The organism is Pseudomonas umsongensis, assembly GCF_002236105.1.
Lineage (GTDB): Bacteria > Pseudomonadota > Gammaproteobacteria > Pseudomonadales > Pseudomonadaceae > Aquipseudomonas > Aquipseudomonas umsongensis.
Genome location: NZ_NIWU01000013.1, coordinates 1 through 16862, shown reverse-complemented (window position 1 = coordinate 16862; position 16862 = coordinate 1). Strand labels below are relative to the sequence as shown.

Annotated in this window: 14 protein-coding genes and 1 pseudogene; 3 read left to right on the top strand and 12 right to left on the bottom strand. The window is 59.2% G+C overall.

Annotated features, from left to right (window positions below):
• Positions 1-56 precede the first annotated feature (56 nt).
• Together PSUM_RS30740 and PSUM_RS30735 are read right to left on the bottom strand one after the other, a co-directional pair.
• Positions 57-1235 (bottom strand): integrase core domain-containing protein, encoded by a 1179-nt coding sequence (locus PSUM_RS30740; RefSeq protein ID WP_020800720.1) that lies wholly within the window; start codon positions 1233-1235, stop codon positions 57-59.
• Positions 1236-1848: 613 nt separating this feature from the next.
• The gene (locus PSUM_RS30735; RefSeq protein WP_020800278.1) at positions 1849-2547 is read right to left on the bottom strand and encodes an ion channel; all 699 of its coding nucleotides are present in this window, start codon (positions 2545-2547) and stop codon (positions 1849-1851) included.
• 247 nt (positions 2548-2794) lie between these two features.
• Here PSUM_RS30735 and PSUM_RS30730 point away from each other — a divergent pair, with 247 nt between their 5' ends.
• Positions 2795-3928, top strand: a complete 1134-nt coding sequence (locus PSUM_RS30730; RefSeq protein ID WP_083348602.1) for an aminotransferase class V-fold PLP-dependent enzyme — start codon at positions 2795-2797, stop codon at positions 3926-3928.
• A gap of 479 nt (positions 3929-4407) precedes the next feature.
• Positions 4408-5151: an SPOR domain-containing protein gene (locus PSUM_RS30725; RefSeq protein ID WP_083348601.1), complete on the top strand. Its 744-nt coding sequence runs from the start codon at positions 4408-4410 to the stop codon at positions 5149-5151.
• 354 nt (positions 5152-5505) lie between these two features.
• Here the strand turns inward: PSUM_RS30725 and PSUM_RS30720 are convergent, their stop codons facing one another.
• Positions 5506-6360 (bottom strand): helix-turn-helix transcriptional regulator, encoded by an 855-nt coding sequence (locus PSUM_RS30720; RefSeq protein WP_083348600.1) that lies wholly within the window; start codon positions 6358-6360, stop codon positions 5506-5508.
• A 188-nt stretch (positions 6361-6548) separates the two neighbouring features.
• Positions 6549-7520, bottom strand: coding sequence for an XdhC family protein (locus PSUM_RS30715; protein ID WP_033040282.1), 972 nt, complete (start codon positions 7518-7520; stop codon positions 6549-6551).
• A gap of 90 nt (positions 7521-7610) precedes the next feature.
• On the opposite strand from PSUM_RS30715, the gene PSUM_RS30710 reads away from it, so the two are divergent.
• Positions 7611-8390, top strand: a complete 780-nt coding sequence (locus PSUM_RS30710; protein WP_033040293.1) for an alpha/beta fold hydrolase — start codon at positions 7611-7613, stop codon at positions 8388-8390.
• Positions 8391-8406: 16 nt separating this feature from the next.
• On the opposite strand, the gene PSUM_RS30705 is transcribed toward PSUM_RS30710, so the two are convergent.
• The 8 genes and pseudogenes from PSUM_RS30705 to PSUM_RS32525 form a co-directional block, all read right to left on the bottom strand.
• Positions 8407-9030, bottom strand: coding sequence for a UbiX family flavin prenyltransferase (locus PSUM_RS30705; RefSeq protein ID WP_083348599.1), 624 nt, complete (start codon positions 9028-9030; stop codon positions 8407-8409).
• Complete coding sequence (locus PSUM_RS30700) at positions 9011-9967, bottom strand: LysR family transcriptional regulator (protein ID WP_020800286.1); 957 nt, start codon at positions 9965-9967, stop codon at positions 9011-9013. Before PSUM_RS30700 ends, PSUM_RS30705 begins: the two co-directional genes overlap by 20 nt.
• A 20-nt stretch (positions 9968-9987) precedes the next feature.
• Positions 9988-11430, bottom strand: a complete 1443-nt coding sequence (locus tag PSUM_RS30695) for an aldehyde dehydrogenase family protein (RefSeq protein WP_020800287.1) — start codon at positions 11428-11430, stop codon at positions 9988-9990.
• A gap of 14 nt (positions 11431-11444) precedes the next feature.
• A complete protein-coding gene (locus PSUM_RS30690) occupies positions 11445-12203 on the bottom strand; it encodes an SDR family NAD(P)-dependent oxidoreductase (protein ID WP_020800288.1) in 759 nt (252 codons plus the stop codon).
• A gap of 11 nt (positions 12204-12214) precedes the next feature.
• The gene (locus PSUM_RS30685) at positions 12215-13564 is read right to left on the bottom strand and encodes an MFS transporter (protein ID WP_083348598.1); all 1350 of its coding nucleotides are present in this window, start codon (positions 13562-13564) and stop codon (positions 12215-12217) included.
• A 77-nt stretch (positions 13565-13641) separates the two neighbouring features.
• Positions 13642-15075 (bottom strand): UbiD family decarboxylase, encoded by a 1434-nt coding sequence (locus tag PSUM_RS30680; RefSeq protein ID WP_033040272.1) that lies wholly within the window; start codon positions 15073-15075, stop codon positions 13642-13644.
• 74 nt (positions 15076-15149) lie between these two features.
• The gene (locus PSUM_RS30675; protein WP_020800291.1) at positions 15150-16568 is read right to left on the bottom strand and encodes a sodium:solute symporter family protein; all 1419 of its coding nucleotides are present in this window, start codon (positions 16566-16568) and stop codon (positions 15150-15152) included.
• A 194-nt stretch (positions 16569-16762) separates the two neighbouring features.
• Positions 16763-16862 (bottom strand): annotated as a pseudogene (locus PSUM_RS32525) (enoyl-CoA hydratase/isomerase family protein); the annotation flags it as partial.

Here is a 16862-nt window from a genome sequence, read left to right as displayed (position 1 = left end):
AGAATGGAACAACCACATAGGTAACAGTAAAGTTCAGGCACATGGGTAACACCTGATCACTTATTTTTGATTACTTTGAGCGTCAGATAACCATCCTTAGCGTCTCGTTCATCAACCCGTCCCAGTAGAACAGGCCCAAAGATGATGTCCCAAGCCCCTTCGCTGATGTTCTCCAATCCGACTATCTGATGTTTCAGGACATAGCCGACATAGATTCTGAGCCTTCCTTTGTTCACCACGCCGTTGGAGTCCGTTCGGTATGCCTCAACATGGCTTGGGTACTTCATCTCCGGCAGCTTCCTCGGAAATGCCCGTGACGAGCTTGTATAGCAGGAGCCTGGTGTTTTCTGCCCCAAAGCCTCATGAAGACGTTCATGATTATAGTGCTGCATGAACAGGTCAAAATGCTTCTGCTGGGCTCCCCACTCAATTTCCGGCGGCCTTGGCAATGTGCTCTTAAGCGTGCGGTGCATGCGCTCATGCCGTCCATTCTGCTCGGGTCGACCCGGCTGAATCCTTTCGTGAATGATGCCCAGGCGGGCCCACCAGATAGACAACTGCGATAACCCGGCACGCCCACCGCTGGCGAAAGGGACTCCGTTGTCCGTACGGATCCGCTCAGGCATTCCATACATCTTGAATAACCGCTCGAAGGTGGCCTTGGCGTCCTTGAAAGTCGTGCTCGGCATGCTTTCACAAGCCAGTAAAAATCGACTGGCGTGATCCATTACCGTCAACGGGTAACACCAGACACCGTCTCCTGTCAGGTATTGGCCTTTGTAATCAGCGCTCCAGAGCTGGTTAGGAAGGTCGGCTTTCTGAAGTGGTTTGGGATAAACGGCGACACGTTGGCGCAACCGCCGAGACACCACCAATCCCGCTTTTTTAAGCACGTTGTAGATCGTGGTTTTGGAGGGTGGCGGCTGATCTGGAAACCGCTCTCTCAGGGCTGTCTGGATCTTTTTCGGGCCTGGCGTGGTTTGCCCTTGGCCGCGCAGCTCAAGAATGGCCTCTTTGACCGCAAACGGCACAGCCTGAGCTTGAGAGTGGCGCTTGCGACTGCACTCCGCCAATCCGTTGATGCTGTCCGCGTTGTAGCGGGCTACCCACTTGTAACCGGTCTTGCGACTGATGCTGTGAGCCGCACAAAGTTGGCTGAAATTAAGTCGACCGGACAGATAGTCGGCAATGAACATCACTTTCAGGTCCATAGGTTTGAGCTCTCGCCACGGCATGGTCAGATCCTCGGAATCGACCAGTGCCAGTTAAAAACTGTTACCTATGTGCTTGAACTGTTTTGTTACCTATGTGGGTGAGTCATACCGGCACAGCCTTTTGCTTCCTTTTTGGCGTTTGAAAAAGGGAGTCGCTGTAAAAGCGAAACCATAAGCCGCCGTTACCGCAGCAATGGATATGTACGCAGGCAACCAATTTCACACAGGGCTTCCTGTGACGCCCCGCATCACCGTCGCGCACGGCTCAATTAATACGTCGTCGGCGGAACGCAGAGCGTCCCTGGCGGCATTCCCACGCAGAGCGTGAGAACGATCAACCATAAGCCGCCGTTACCGCAGCAATGGATATGTACGCAGGCAACCAATTTCACACAGGGCTTCCTGTGACGCCCCGCATCACCGTCGCGCACGGCTCAATTAACGCGTCGTCAGTGGAACGCAGAGCGTCCCTGGCGGCATTCCTTTGCTGCGCGTGGGAACGATCAAACCCAATCTGTCGCATCGACCGGTTGAATTCACAATCAGGAGCGGCCCTTCGTGACATGCAAAAATCGGCCTTGGCAGTTGGTCGCAGGTGCTAACTGAATAAAATACGACCCAGGCAACGCGAGAGTCACTGGGTCTGGTTCGTCGGATAGAGACCGGCAAGCCGCGCTATCACCACGCCAACGTAGAAGACCCCTGAAAACTCCTCGACCATCACCAGTGAGCGGGCATGGTTGGTCAACGGAAGAACATCACCGAAACCTGTGGTCGTGAGCGTCGTGAGGCTGAAATAGATCAGTTTGAAGAAAGTGCCGGGCTGTTCGAAGTCGAGGTGCGCAGGGCCGAATGAGCCAGCGCTGGAGATCTCGACCAGGGCATAGACGAAGGACCAGACAAAGGCCAGCATGATGTAACCCGCAAGCGCGCCATGCAGCTTGTCGGCTGTGATGGGTCCGCGCTTGAGGATATAGCGAAGCACTCCTGTGAACGAGACAGCAAGAGACGCCGCAAACACTATCCCGGCAACGAAAAGAATCGCGATACTTCCAGCCCACAACGCCGACCATTGAAGACCAACCCCAAGCAACGCCAGGCCCAGTTTGAGGATGAACCCCCGCCGAGTCTGCCTGGTGGCGAAAGCGCCCACGAGCAGCACGATTGAAAACAGAGTGCCGAGCAACGTGCGAGCAACTATGCCGTCCTCAAGAAAGGGAAACAGGAGGATCAATCCTAGTAGGAGCAGCAATAGATAGGTACAGGGTCCTCGCCCTATCACCATCTGACCTAAATCCTCGTCGGATTCGCCTTTATCTTGCGGATTCGTCATAGATGTTTCCCATAGACCGAAGCAACGCTTGGGGCCTGTCGCTGCACGGTGGAAATCTGACCTGGCGTTAGAAGCGTCGAAAGTGAAATTCTAGTCGCGAATGCCTGTGAGTGGAGTCAGCCTGACAGCTATGGGTTGATGCCTGCGGCTCGACAGGACTCGCCATTCAATCCCCGGCAATCTTGTCATTTGCCAAGGCTTAGGGCAGGGTCGATACCAATGACATCTCTGCCAAAGGAGTCACTTCATGTCAAAGCTATATCCCAGTATCGATCCTGAGGGGCTGGTCGAGTACTCAGTGGTCTACACCGACCGCTCGCTCAACCACATGTCGCAGTCGTTTCAAGGCGTGATGAAGAACATTTCCAAGACCCTGAAACAGGTCTACAACGCCCAGGCTGTTGCGGTGGTCCCGGGCAGCGGCACATTCGGCATGGAGGCGGTGGCGCGACAGTTTGCCACCGACCAGCAGTGCCTGGTGATACGCAATGGCTGGTTCAGTTATCGCTGGAGCCAGATCCTTGAGATGGGCAACATCCCGGCAGCCACCACGGTGCTCAAAGCCCGACCGGTCGAGACGGGTCGCCAGGCTGCCTACGCCCCACCCCCTCTGGACGAAGTGCTGGCAGCCATTGCGGCGCAAAAGCCGCAGATTGTCTTCGCCCCCCACGTTGAAACCTCATCCGGGATTATCCTGCCCGACGAGTACCTGCGGGCCGTCGGCGACGCCGTGCACGCGGTGGGTGGCCTGTTCGTGCTGGACTGCATCGCCTCTGGCACGCTTTGGGTCGATATGCACAAATGCGCCGTCGACCTGCTGATCAGCGCACCGCAGAAAGGCTGGAGCGCGTCCCCTTGCTGCGCCCTGGTGATGTTCAGTTCCCTGGCCCTCGAGCGCATCGAGCAAACGCAAAGCAGCAGCTTCGCCTGCGACCTGAAAAAGTGGCTGCAGATCATGCAGGCCTACGAACAGGGTGGACATGCCTACCATGCAACCATGCCCTGCGACTCCCTGGCGCGATTCAACGAAGTGATGAAAGAGACGCAAGCCTACGGTTTCGACAAGGTCCGCGACGAACAACAGGCGCTGGGCGATCGGGTGCGCGCCATGCTGACCGGCAAAGGCATCAAGAGCGTGGCCGCCGCCGGCTTCCAGGCCCCTGGCGTCGTGGTGAGCTACACCGATGATGCCGACATCAAGAGCGGCAGGAAATTTGCCAACCACGGCCTGCAGATCGCCGCCGGAGTGCCGTTGCAATGCGACGAGCCGGCCGACTTCCAGACCTTCCGCATCGGCCTGTTCGGGCTCGAAAAGCTGAACAATATCGAGCGCACGGTCAGCATCCTCGAGCAAGCACTGGACGAAGTGATCGTTAACTAAGCCCTCGCCTTGCCTGCAGCATTTACCGGTTTTGTGAATGCCAGGCAGTCATCCTGCCCTGGGCCCTGCCGGCCCAGGGTGTTGATCTTTGACCAATATGACCCTGTGACCCTGGGCAGAAATCGGCCAGGAGCAGATTAATCTCGAGAAGCGTTACTTGCCGCTGGCGTCGAGATAAAAGGTGGCCGAGAGCGGGCACTTTGGTCACGAACTTCATCTTAAAAACAAGTGTTTTAATGGATCACCCTGACATCCATCTGATACGGTTTATTTTCGACCACCTGAGCCGTTTTTCGTTAAGCAACAGTCTATAAAGTGCAAGCCCGATATACTTTAAAACAACAAAAAGCAGCCAAATGATTTGGCGCTTGGGCACACTGACGCGCTCAAGAACTTAATTATCCAGGACCAACAATAGAACCTGTTTCATCAGAAAGAAATGGGAAAAACTACTATTCACCCAATGTGGAGAGAGTGCCGTGCGAAAGCTTGGCTTGGGCTTCCTGGTCACTGGCGTTTTTGGGCAACTATCAGTATTCCTATGGACCTACACACCCACAGGACCCACTTGTCAAAATAACGTCGACAATTCATACATCCAGCAAAAAGTGACAAAGCTCGAACAACTACTCGATGAAACCAGTCATAAAGTGGCGAAAGAGCTCAGTACAAAACAGTTCGATGAGCTCGCCCCCATTGCGAAAAACGGATTCGATATACCCGATTCAACGGAGGCTGACGCCTTACAGCCGTTGTTCGAAAAACCAGCCGAATCACCCGTACTTACGCTGCCTTCATTGCCCACACCGTCTCACAAATGGACGATTGTGCTCAGCGGCCTGATTACGTTTACCGGCCTGCTCCTGGCACTCTTCGCCCGCAAAAAAACGTTTGACCCGCAATGGCATGTCTTTCGCACCGTGCCAGGATCGCTAATCACGCTGGAACGACCGTGCTTGACTTGCGGCGGCTATATTTCCCACGCTGAAAAACCTGCCTTGGCCACGTCTTCATCCGGCCTGTGGGTGATTGAAATTGCGTTGAACACACCCAGCCGACATCGCGCCAAAGAAGCCATTCAACAGCTGGAGTTGCCGGTAGCGCGTAAAGAACACAACTTTGTAGTCATCGGCCCTTATAAACAGAAGCAGGACGCGGCCCGAGTCATGAAAGAGCTGAGTGAACATCATGGTGTGAGAGGATGGATGATGGCGGGAAATTGACAGCATTCTATTTAGCGCCTCATCGACCTCGAACAATCGGCTACTTATTTCAGGGCACAAGCGAGCATCGCAAAGGACGGTAGAGCCGAACTCGCCCGTGAAGAACTTCCTGACCGCCCATTACAAATTCAATTTGAACTCAGCGAGTCGAACTCCTGACTCGCTGAAAACTGCGAACACTCAGAATAAAACTTGAGTTGCAGCATGAAGAACACATAAATGAGATTGATGACATCCCGAATGAGTGGCAGACCCAATAACGCCTGCAACTATCCAAGCTACTAATCCTCAATATTAAAACCCAACTTCATCGCCGGAAAGATTACCCAAAATACCCACCACCCTCCTCCCGGTTCAAACCGGCGCGTAACAATCCACTACACGCCGATACTGGCTGGGAGAAGCACCAATATGCTGACGGAAAAACCGTGTGAAATGACCTTGCTCGGAGAACCCGAGGTTCTCCGACAACAGGCCCAATGTTCCACTGCGCTCACGCTCAAGCCAGGCAAAAGCCCGGCGCATGCGCGCGTCGTTAAGCAAAAGGGTCGGCGTCATGCCAGTGTCTTTCTTGAACAGCGCAAAGAAGTGCGCCCGCGACAGACCACACGCCCGTGCGGCGTTGTCGATCGGGTTCGGATCATCGAGGTGCTCAAGCAGCCAGGCGATGCCACGGCGCACGCGCGCGTCCCGGAATTCACCTGAGCTCGGCGCCCCCAGTTGCGACAAATGCCGCCAGCTGGAAAAGTCCTCGATCAGTTCGATCAGGAAGTCGAACAGCATGAACTCCAAGCGCTCTTTCGGCACGATCCCGCAACCATGCGCTTCGGCGACCAGGATGTCGGCCAGGGTGCGATTACGGCTCGACAGCTCGATGCACGGCTGGGCAAAAAAGTCCGGCCGACCGCTCAGCGCCAGCGACTGCTGGGCAGTGGCCAGCCAGGCGGGCTCGATGTAGAGCGCCAGGATGACGGTAGCACCGGCACCCGGCTGCGGATCATAGAAATGCGGCTCCCATGCGTTGACCAGCACCGCCGTGCGATCACTGAGCGGAACCCGCCGACCGTTAACGTTGAAGTAAGTGTCCTCGCCAGACACTTTGACCAGCACATGGCATTCGGAATGGGTATGGGTGACCAGCGAATGATCCATATTCAGCAAGGCGACCCGGCCAAACCTGCCGTGGAAAACCCGTTGGGCTATCGACATCAGATTCCTCCGCTCGCTTGAAGCGATATTGTTATCGGCCTCAATGCATATCATCAGGGCGTCTATCTATTTCTCAAGCCCGTCGATCGGTCCATGGTTCAGCAACACTTGGCTGGCCACTATCGCGCGCGAATGACCAAGCGTCTACCTCGACTTTCGCAGCCCCCTCGTTCGTCGGAAAAACCGCCCTACAAGGCATGGCGTTCTTTCCCGTGATAAACGCGCAGGATATCGGCCACCACTGCCAGGGCAATTTCCGCCGGGGCCTTGCTGCCCAGATCGAGCCCGATGGGCATGTGCAAGCGGGCGATCTGTTCATCCGTCAGACCACCGATGCGCTTGAGCCGCTCGGCGCGCTTGGCGGAGGTTGCCTGGGACCCCATGGCGCCGATGTAGAACGCCGGGGTGTGCACCGCTTCCATCAGCGCCAGATCATCGATTCGCGGATCGTGGGTCAGCGCCACCACCGCGGTCGCCGCGTGGCAACCTCCCGCGGCAATGAACATCGAGGGCAGCACGCGCTGCATCTCCACGCCTTCGAGCTGGACATGCAGCATCTCTTCCCGGGGGTCGCAGGCGATGACTTCGCAGCCGATGGCGCGGGCGAAACTGGCGCAGACTTCCGCGACCGGCGAGAGCCCTGCCAGAATCAGTCGCAAGGCCGGTCCAACGCTGATACGCACCCTTTCGTCGACGACTTGTACCCGTTCGCTGCCGTGTCCGGTGTCCGGGTCCAGGCGCAAGGCACCACTGCTCAACTCGACGTGACGCAGCAGGCGGCGCTGCCCCAGTAACGCCGCTTGCAGACTCTCCAGGTGTGCGATCCATTCGAGACTGGCAGCGCGGTGCTCGACCAGCACGATCAGCACACCCCCACAGGGCAATCGTAGACGGTGGCGTTGCTCGACGCTGTCGCCATAACTGACGATCTGCGCCGGTTCGCGTAATTCACCACGCGTCAGGCTTTCGAGAAACTCCTCTTCGACGCAGCCACCCGACAGCGAGCCGACGTGTTCACCTGCACCATTGGTCACCAGCATCGCACCCGGCGCACGCGGCGCCGAGCCATAGGTGGAGAGCACCGTGCACAGCCACTGGGACTGTCCGGACCGTGCCCATTGCAGTGCCTGGTCGATCACCTGAACATCGAGATGGCGCATGTTTTCAGTACCTCAAGTAATGCGTAGTGCTGCATGCAGGGTTACGTTTACGGTAACCTGCGAGCAATCCTGTTCAATTGTTGGTTCAACATGTCGCCACAACAATTTTTGCAACTTGGGCCGGTGCAGCTGGAATATCGCCAACTGCCTGGGGCTGACCCATCGCGACCGACGCTGGTGCTGTTGCACGAAGGCCTGGGCAGCGCCAGCCAATGGAAAGACTTTCCCCTGCGCCTGGCCCAGGCGAGCGGTTGTGGTGTGGTCACTTACAGCCGTCAGGGTTATGGGCAATCGAGCCCGGTGACCCTGCCGCGTCCGCTGGACTACCTGAGCAGCGACGGCCCTCGTGAACTGCGGCAATTGCTCGATGCCTTGCAACTGCCGCAAGTGGTCTTGCTCGGTCACAGTGACGGTGCATCCATTGTCCTCGCCTATGCCGCCGCCAACGATCCGCGCGTGTTGGGCAGCATCGCACTGGCGCCTCACGTGATTGTCGAGGCGCAGAGCCTCGATGGCATTCGCCACACCACTGAGGTCTGGCACCAGGGCGAATTGCGCGAACGCCTGGCACGCCACCACGGGACCAATGTCGACGGCGCGTTTCACGGTTGGAGCGACAGTTGGTTGCACCCGGACTTTTCCCTGGTCGATCTCGAAGCGCAGTTGGCTTGTATCGAAAAGCCGCTGCTGGTCATTCAAGGTCGCGAAGACCACTACGCCACACCCGAGCAACTGGTGGTCATCGAGCGACAGGTGCCTGGGCCGTGCCGTTGTGTGTTGCTGGATAACTGCCGACACTTTCCCCAGACCGAAGCAACCGAGCGGACCTTGCAGCTGATCTGCGAATTCCTGGAGCGCCTCCCCGCCTGAATGCACCGAGCGTGACTCAATCATCGACCACCTCATCCAGCGTTGCTACGCGCTCCGCCAGTTCGCGCCAGCGACGCACGACCCCCAGTTCGATATCGAACATGTCCAGCACCCTTCCTACAGTGTGATCGACCATGTCTTCCAGGCTGGTCGGCCTGGCATAGAACGCTGGCACTGGCGGAGCGATCACTGCGCCGAGTTCAGATAACTCGGTCATGCTACGCAGGTGATTGCGGTGCAATGGCGTCTCGCGAACCATCAACACCAGGCGCCGGCGCTCCTTGAGCACCACGTCGGCGGCGCGGGTCAACAGTGTCGAGGTCACGCCGCTGGCGATCTCCGACAAGCTGCGTATCGAACATGGCGCGATGATCATGCCCATGGTCTTGAACGAGCCGCTGGCAATGGCCGCGCCGATGTCTTGATTGACGTAGCTGACGTCAGCAAGGGTCTTGAGCCGAGACCAGGACATCTCGGTTTCATGGGCCAAAGTAATCAGCGCTGACTTGCTGACCACCAAATGGGTTTCAATCGGCGTGTCGCGCAACAGCTCCAGCAGACGCACGCCATAAACGGCGCCAGAGGCACCGGAAATTCCTACGATCAGCCGCTGCGGCCGGCTACTTCCCGGAGCGCCCATGGTCGCCCTCCTCTATCGGACCTTCTTTGTAGAAATGGATGGTGTCGAGCGCGGTGGTCATGGTTTTGCCGATCATCTCGATGAACAACATTGCCGCCGGGGTCAGTGGTCGACGCGCGTCGTGCACACACACCATGCGCCGGCTGATCCCGGGTGCGGCCAGCGGATAGGCGCGCAACGCGCCTTCGTGCAATCCGCGATGCAGGACGGTTGCCGGCAGCACGCTGACCCAGTCGCTGCGACGCAAGAAGTCCTCGATGACCGCCAGATCATCCACCTCCAACTGCGGGGTGACTTCAACGCCTTGGGCGGCAAGGTGTTGGTCGATCACCCTGCGCAACCCGTGACGACGCGAGGGCAGCACCAGTTTGAACCCCGCCAGACTGGTCAACGGCAATGGCAGCGCTCCGCTGAGGCGATTGGCTGCACCGGTGGCGACCAGTAATTCCTCATCGAAGATGTCGTGGCCGATCAGGTGCTCATACTGGAAGCTTTGGTTGATGACCGCGAAATCCAGCATGCCGGTCAGGACCTTCGCGATCAGTTCCTGGCTGTAGCCCGAGGTGACGCAAAGTTCGACCTGCTGGTGATGCTCGACAAAATGCGCCAGGGTACTGGCCAACGCATTGTTGGCGGCAGACGCGATCAGCCCGGCGCTGATGCGACCGCCAATCTGACCGCTACGGTCGATCAGAGTCTGACGCGCCGCCAGCAGCTGGCCAAGGATCGGCATGAACAAGCGATAAGCCTGATCTCCGGCCTCGGTCGGCGCCATGCCTTTGGAGCTGCGCTCGAACAACGTCTGCCCGAGTTCTTCCTCAAGCCTGGCGATCTGCATCGACAACGCCGGTTGCACGATATTCAAGCGCTGCGCCGCCCGGGTGACGGAACCCTCCTCGTAGAGGCAGGTAAAATACTTCAGATGGCGCAGCTCCATGATCACCCCCGCGTTCGCGCTCAACCAAGCGTGCCGACGTTCTGATAAATGTGTTTGAGCTCGCTGAAATCCAGCAGCGCATCGACGCCATGCAAGCGCCCCAGACCGCTCTTTCGGTAGCCACCGGTTTCCGCCTCGGCGAACAATTTGTTGTGGTCGTTGAGCCACACCGTACCGTTGCGCAGTGCCCGAGCGACACGCCAGGCGCGAGCGCCCTGTTCAGTCCAGACACTCGCGGACAGACCGAACTCGGTATGGTTGGCGCGCGCTACAGCCTCTGTTTCGTCTTCGAAGGACTCCAGTACCAGCAACGGGCCAAAAATTTCTTCCTGGCAAAAGAATGCGCTGCTGTCGCGATGGGCGATCAGCGACGGCGCGAGAAATGCGCCTTTGCTGAGTTCACCGTGCGGGCGACCTCCGGTCAGCAGCACTTCGTCACAGCTGTCCAGCGCCTCGCCAATGCGCCGCTCAACGCTGTCCCGGGATTGCCAGTCGATCAGCGGTCCCATGTTCTTCGCTGGATCGAGGCCATTACCCAGGCGGATCTGCCCCAGTGCGGCGCTCAGCGCGGTTTTCATTTCGGCAAAACGGCTGGCATGCACCAGCACGCGCCGGGCGGCAGTGCACTGCTGGCCAGAGATAATGGTGGCCGCCGCTGCCAGTTTCGGCGCGATGGCGGCAATATCGGCATCTTCAAAGACCAGGCAGCAAGATTTCCCGCCCAGTTCCAGCGAGAGCTTCTTCATAGTCGCCGCGCAGTCGCGCATGATGCGCTGGCCTGTCGCTGTCGAGCCGGTGAAGCTGAGCACGTCCACCCGTGGCGAAGCCACCAGATGCGCTGCCCCGGCATGCCCGCTCTCGGCAAATAGATTGACCGCCCCGGCCGGCAGGCCTGGCAATGCGAACAGTGGCTCGAGCATCGCCGCATTGAACAGCGCGGTTTGCGGCGCGGGTTTGATCACCACTGTGCAACCCGCCGCGATCGCTGGCGCCAGAGCACGAACCAGCAGCACCGCCGGGGCATTCCATGGAATGATCAGCCCGGCCACCCCGGCGGGTTCGCGCAGCATGCTGGAGAACTCGCCGGGCGCCACCTCGAGCATGTGCCCCGGGTTGTGCCGGGCCAGGCCGGCATAATAAAGAATCTCGGAAATCGCCCCGCCGATCTCCCCTCGGGACTGCGCCAATGCCTTGCCGTTCTCGCGGGTCAGCAATTGCGCGAGTTGCTCCTGACGCGCCTTCAGGGCGGCAGCCCACTCCAGCAATAGCTGCTGACGCAGGCGTGGATTCTGCGCCCATTGCGGGTTGTTGAAGGCTCGGGCAGCCGCTGCCACCGCTGCTTCAGCTTCGGCCTCGCCGCCGTCGGCAAAGCACCCGATCAGTTCGCCGTTTGCCGGGTCGAGACTGTCGGTCCAACGATCCGCTGAGGTCCATTGTCCATCGATGAAGTGTTGGCTTTGCATGAATCCTCCTTCAATCAATGGGTCACCGAACCGCCGTCGACCACAAGGGTCTGGCCGCTCATGAAATCACTGTCGGTGCAGGACAGAAACAGCAGCGCGCCGATCAGATCCTGTGGCACTGCTTCGCGTTTGATGCAGCGGCTGGCAATGTTGTTGCGCACAATATCCCCGGCCCAGGCGGCATTGGCCTGGACGTTGGCGCTCATGGTCAGGCCGGGCGCCAGGCAGTTGCAGCGGATGCCGGCGTCGCCGACTTCTCGCGCTATCGAGCGTGTCAGGGCAATCACCGCGCCCTTCGACGCGACATAAGCCGCCATCATCGGCGCGCCTTTGAAGGCCGTCGCCGAGGCAATGTTGACGATCTTGCCGTAGCCCTGACGGCGCATCACCGGCATAACCGCCTTCGCGCACTCGAAGGAACCGCGCACATTGACCGCCATGATCCGATCCCATTCCGCCGAGCTGGTCTGCTCGAACGGTTTGAGCTCCAGGGTGGCGAACAACGCGGCGTTGTTGATCAGCACGTGCACACCGCTGAACTGCTCAACGGCTTCCTCGACCATCGCTTGCACGGCAGCACCGTCGGTCACGTCACAAGCGATCGCCAGGGCCGTACCGCCCTTGTTGCGGATCGCGGCAGCGGTTTCGTCAGGCGCGTTCAAATCGCAAAGCACCACCGTCGCACCCTCGGCCGCCAAGGCCTGGGCATAAGTGGCACCGATGCCTTGCGCGGCACCGGTAATGATCGCGACTTTTCCATTCAATCTGCTCATTGCGTTTTCCTTTACTTGAAGTTGCCTTGGGTTTCCGGAATCACCACGCTGCCGATCAGGTAGATCACCGACAGGCCGGCGGCGAAAATCGCCAGCACCATCGGGATCTGCGCGGGACTGCTGCTGAACAGGGACACAAAGGTCGGCATGGTGCCACCGAGGGCGAAACCGATGTTCCAGGACAATCCTGTGCCGCTGGCGCGCAGCTCGGTGCTGTAGCGTTCGTTGAGGAAGATCAGGATCGGCGCGATGATCGCCCCGCCCATGAAGGCGATGCCCACGCAATACAGCGCAGTGCGGGTCAGCGAACCCGGCTCGGCGACACCGAGGAACATCATCGGCAAGCTCACCAGGTTAATCACACCCAGTAGCATGAAGGTCTTCTTGCGACCGATCAGGTCACTCAGGTAACCGAAGGCCAGTGCTCCGACAATGGTTGCCACCGACCCGTACATGAGCATCTGCGAAGTTTGCGTATGGGGCACTTTGGCGACCACGTTGAGCAAGGTCGGCAGATAACCGCAGGCCAGGTAATACGTTGCTCCGCCGCCGAATGTAATCAGCAGATTGACCAGCATCACGCTGCGGTACTCGCGACCAAACAGACGCTTGAGCGGCGACACGACCACTACCTCCGGCCCCTTGGTCTTGCGCGCTTGTTGCAGTTGCTGCCAGACCGGGGTTTCTTCCAGATAGCGGAACATCACCAGCCCGAAAAACGTGCTGAGCAGCCCGCAGAAGAACATGAAGCGCCAGCCCCAGACGTCAAATTCATCCCCGGGGAAAATTTCCGACAACACCAGGTAAGTGAACGACGCCAACAGCGCGCCCATGCCGGCACCGGCACCACCGATCAACCCGGACATCAGGCCGCGATAGCGCGGCGAGATGGATTCGGTGCCGATGGTGTGAGTGGAGGCCACGATGCCGCCAACGAAAATGCCCTGAATCACCCGCAATAGCAGAAACAGTATCGGGGCCAATATGCCGGCCTGATGAATGGTCGGCAGCGCGCCAAACAGTGCCGTGGAAATACCGACGCCAACCATCGACACCATCAACGCTCGCTTGCGGCCGTGCTTGTCGGCATACGCGCCGAAGATTGCCGAACCCAGGGGGCGCACCAGCAGGGCCACGGCGAATGAGGCGTATACCGCGGCCAGCGACAGTGTCGGGGTGTCGGAGGGGAAAAACATGCGGCCGATGATCGGCGCCACGTAGAGCAGAATGAACAGGTCAAACAAATCCAGCGCCCAGCCGAATGTCGAGGCAAATGCCGCGAGCAAAGCCTTGCCCGGTGGAATTTGCGGTGTATCGGTAGCGGCGCTGGTTGGCGGTGCAGTTGTTGTTGTCGTGGTCATGGTTGCCTCACACAAGATGTGTCTTGAGCTGGTTGGTGCTATCGGGAACAGGCCGCTGGACAGCAGCAGCCACCGGTTCAATCGTGCATCTGGAGCACGCGTTGCCAGTCCTGCGGGGCCGCGTGCGCCCACTTGTCGAGTTCGACTTCCTGTTGTCCAGGCACCTGGATTCGTTTGAAGCGCATGGTCGGTGCCGACAGCGGCACCGTGGCGTCATAGCCCATCTTCGAGCCGACACCGTCACGGGTGGAGGGGTCGAGTTTCGAGCCTTGGGACTCGTGGATCAGCACCAGGTCGCGGTCGGCCTGGAAACGGGTGGCAATCGCCCACTCGACTTCGGTGGGGTCATGAATGTCCACATCCAGATCCACCACGGTGACATGCTTGATGTCGTAGTGACCGCCCAGCGCGCCGAGGATGACGTTCTTGCCCTCGCCCTCGGAGCGTTTGTCGATCTGCACATAAAGGTGATAACGACACACCCCGCCCTTGCTCAGGTGCACGTCACGCACGCATGGAAAGCTGCGGCGCAAGTACGCGAGCATGGTCGCTTCGCGCGGGATGCCACCGAGCAGCAAGTGCTCCAGGCCGCCGCCGACGATGGTGTGAAAAATCGGGTTGTGACGATGGGTCACGGCGTCGACTTCGATCACATGGCGTTCGGCGCGCTCGCCGTAGTACTGCGGAAACTCGCCAAACGGCCCTTCCATCTCCCGCGCCTTGGCCAGCAACCGGCCTTCGATGACGATCTCGGCATCGGCAGGCACGCGAATCTGGTTGGTGACACAGCGCGTCACCGCCAGCGGCCGGCCATGCAGCGCACCGGCAATTTCCAGTTCGTCGTGATCGATCGGCACGATGGCCTGGGACGCCAGCAAGGTCAGCGGATCAGCGCCAATGACCACCGCCACGTCCAGATCCTCTCCCAGCGCCTCGACTTCCTGAAAGAAGGCCAGCGCATGGCGTGGCAGCAGCAGTGCGCCCAGGCGATTTGGGCTGCTCACTTGCAAGCGGTGAATCGAAACGTTCTGTACCCCGGTGCGCGGGTTTCGGGTAATCAGCAGGCCAGCGGTGATGTAAGGGCCGCTGTCGTGCTCGTTGTGGGTGGGAATTGGCAGCAGTTTGTTGAGGTCGATCTCGCGATGCACCACTTGCTGACAAGCTGCATCGCCGACTTCGCGCCACGGCAGCGGATTGAGGCTGGCGACTTCGAAACGCGCCAACACTTCAGCGGACTCCACGCCCATGGCTTCGGCCATCCACTGCCGGTCGGACAGCAGGCCGGACACCACCGCAATCGAGTGGCCGCCAGGCTGGGGAAACAGTGAAGCGCTCTTGCCGTCCAGGCGATTGGCAATCGCTGCAACGCCGAAACGCAGGTCCACGCCGGGGCGTATCATTGCCAAGCGCTGCTGGCGCTGCAAATGGTCGAGCCAACCACGCAGGCTGGCGCCTGCTGGCAGGTCCCCGGCCATGTCGGCTTCGGGGGTGGAAAGAGTCACAGGCTGCATGGCCTTACCTCGTCATTATTGTTCTGGTGGCATGCCCGGTCACCCGACGGCACGCCCGTTGAAATCGCTGGGGTTCAGCTTCCGGTTGCGCTCGCACCGATGGGTTTGGCGCTGTCGGCTCGCTCGGGCTTGCCACCCCGCAGCAAGTGGCTCAGGGTCATGATCACGAGTGGCGTGGCCAGTGCGATGTAGGCGTTGTCGATGCCGTAGGGATTGCCCGTCAGGAACCAGCCGATGGTGATGATCAGTGACGCGATGATGCTGATGAACGCACCCTGCCGCGTGCCGAATGTCGGCGCGTAAAACACCATCAGCACCAGTACCGCGAGTGAGGCACGCAAGGCCTTGGCGAGGAAAGTCACCACCAGAACGTCGGAGGCGTACAGCGCCAGCGTGATGGGCAGCAGGCCGGCGATGATGGTCGCGGTCCGGGCAAAATTGAGGTTCTTGCGATCATCACGTTGTGGGTTGAAGAACGGTTGATAGAAGTCCTTGAGCAACAACGTGGCGATGCCCATGGTGAGCGCGGCCATGGTGCCGAACAGCGCCCCGGCCAGTCCCGCAACGACGATCCCGGCCATCCATTCGTGCATGTGCCCGAGGATTTGCGGAAAGGCCTGCAACGAGGGAATCTGCGGAAACAGCACCGCACTGCACATCCCCACCATCGCGGCGATCAGGCCGTAGGGAATCAACATCAAGGCACAGTAGAAACTCGCGTGCTGGGCCTTGCGCCCGTCGCTGACGGTATTCACCGCCTGCACCACGTACTGGGTGGCGAACGTCGCGCCGATACCGGCCACCAGCCAGGCGAAAATCTTCGGCCAACCGACGTTACCGACTTCGAACATCGGCGCTGGCAGTCGCGCCACCAACTCGCCCATGCCGCCGACCTGGCTCAAGGCAAAACCCAAGGCGAGGATGATCCCGGCGTACATCATCAATGCGTGCAAGACGTTGGTATAGATCACTGAGCGCATGCCACCGATGCCGACGTACAGCACCGAAACAATACCGACGATGATGATCGCCGACGTCCGCTCGATGCCCAGCAAGGTCGCCAGCACTGCCCCGCCGCTGGCATAAATCGAGACCGCAACGATCGATAGCGCGCAGATCATGATCACTGACGTGGCAAAGCGTACCGGCTCGCCGTAAGTGCGGGCCAGCGCCCCGGAAATGGTGTTCTCGCCGAGGTCCTTGTACTTCTTCGCCAACAGCATGGAGAAGATCACGAAACCGACACCCAGGGCGGCGATGTTCCAGGCAGCGGAAATGCCATAGGTGTAACCTGCCTGAGCCGTACCAATGCTTGCAGTAGTGCCAATGAACTCGGACATCATCAGAAAACCGATCAGCACCGCCGGGAAGTCCTTGCCTCCGGTGGTGAAGTTTTTCGCACTTTGTGTAGAGCGTCGAACCCAGAAACTGATCAACGCCAAGACCACCATGTAGGCGGCGACGATGGTTAGTACCAGCCAGCTAGAAGCCATAAGTGGAACTCCGATTTTTATATTTATTGGACGGATTTCGGTGCAGCCGATTTCACCCTAAGAGCCTCGCTACAGGTTTTCCATTAACGAATATTGATGCGCCCTATCAGTTTCAATGAAGGGGCGGCAGGCCCTGCTGCGCAGGGGCGCACGCCGTTACCGACGTGCTCCCGGGCCTGCTCGCCGGTACGCATTTACTCGCCGGTGAACACTGCCGCACGCTTGCTGTGAAACGCTTCCACGCCTTCCTTGAAGTCCTTGGAGCTACGCAGGCGGCTGTAGCAGTGACCTTCC

What these genes read in the sequence shown, in the direction of transcription:
- PSUM_RS30740 (WP_020800720.1), bottom strand. Translation starts at nt 1,235, where the DNA reads ATGCCGTGGCGAGAGCTCAAACCTATGGACCTGAAAGTGATGTTCATT.
- PSUM_RS30735 (WP_020800278.1), bottom strand. Translation starts at nt 2,547, where the DNA reads ATGACGAATCCGCAAGATAAAGGCGAATCCGACGAGGATTTAGGTCAG.
- PSUM_RS30730 (WP_083348602.1), top strand. Translation starts at nt 2,795, where the DNA reads ATGTCAAAGCTATATCCCAGTATCGATCCTGAGGGGCTGGTCGAGTAC.
- PSUM_RS30720 (WP_083348600.1), bottom strand. Translation starts at nt 6,360, where the DNA reads ATGTCGATAGCCCAACGGGTTTTCCACGGCAGGTTTGGCCGGGTCGCC.
- PSUM_RS30715 (WP_033040282.1), bottom strand. Translation starts at nt 7,520, where the DNA reads ATGCGCCATCTCGATGTTCAGGTGATCGACCAGGCACTGCAATGGGCA.
- PSUM_RS30710 (WP_033040293.1), top strand. Translation starts at nt 7,611, where the DNA reads ATGTCGCCACAACAATTTTTGCAACTTGGGCCGGTGCAGCTGGAATAT.
- PSUM_RS30705 (WP_083348599.1), bottom strand. Translation starts at nt 9,030, where the DNA reads ATGGGCGCTCCGGGAAGTAGCCGGCCGCAGCGGCTGATCGTAGGAATT.
- PSUM_RS30700 (WP_020800286.1), bottom strand. Translation starts at nt 9,967, where the DNA reads ATGGAGCTGCGCCATCTGAAGTATTTTACCTGCCTCTACGAGGAGGGT.
- PSUM_RS30695 (WP_020800287.1), bottom strand. Translation starts at nt 11,430, where the DNA reads ATGCAAAGCCAACACTTCATCGATGGACAATGGACCTCAGCGGATCGT.
- PSUM_RS30690 (WP_020800288.1), bottom strand. Translation starts at nt 12,203, where the DNA reads ATGAGCAGATTGAATGGAAAAGTCGCGATCATTACCGGTGCCGCGCAA.
- PSUM_RS30685 (WP_083348598.1), bottom strand. Translation starts at nt 13,564, where the DNA reads ATGACCACGACAACAACAACTGCACCGCCAACCAGCGCCGCTACCGAT.
- PSUM_RS30680 (WP_033040272.1), bottom strand. Translation starts at nt 15,075, where the DNA reads ATGCAGCCTGTGACTCTTTCCACCCCCGAAGCCGACATGGCCGGGGAC.
- PSUM_RS30675 (WP_020800291.1), bottom strand. Translation starts at nt 16,568, where the DNA reads ATGGCTTCTAGCTGGCTGGTACTAACCATCGTCGCCGCCTACATGGTG.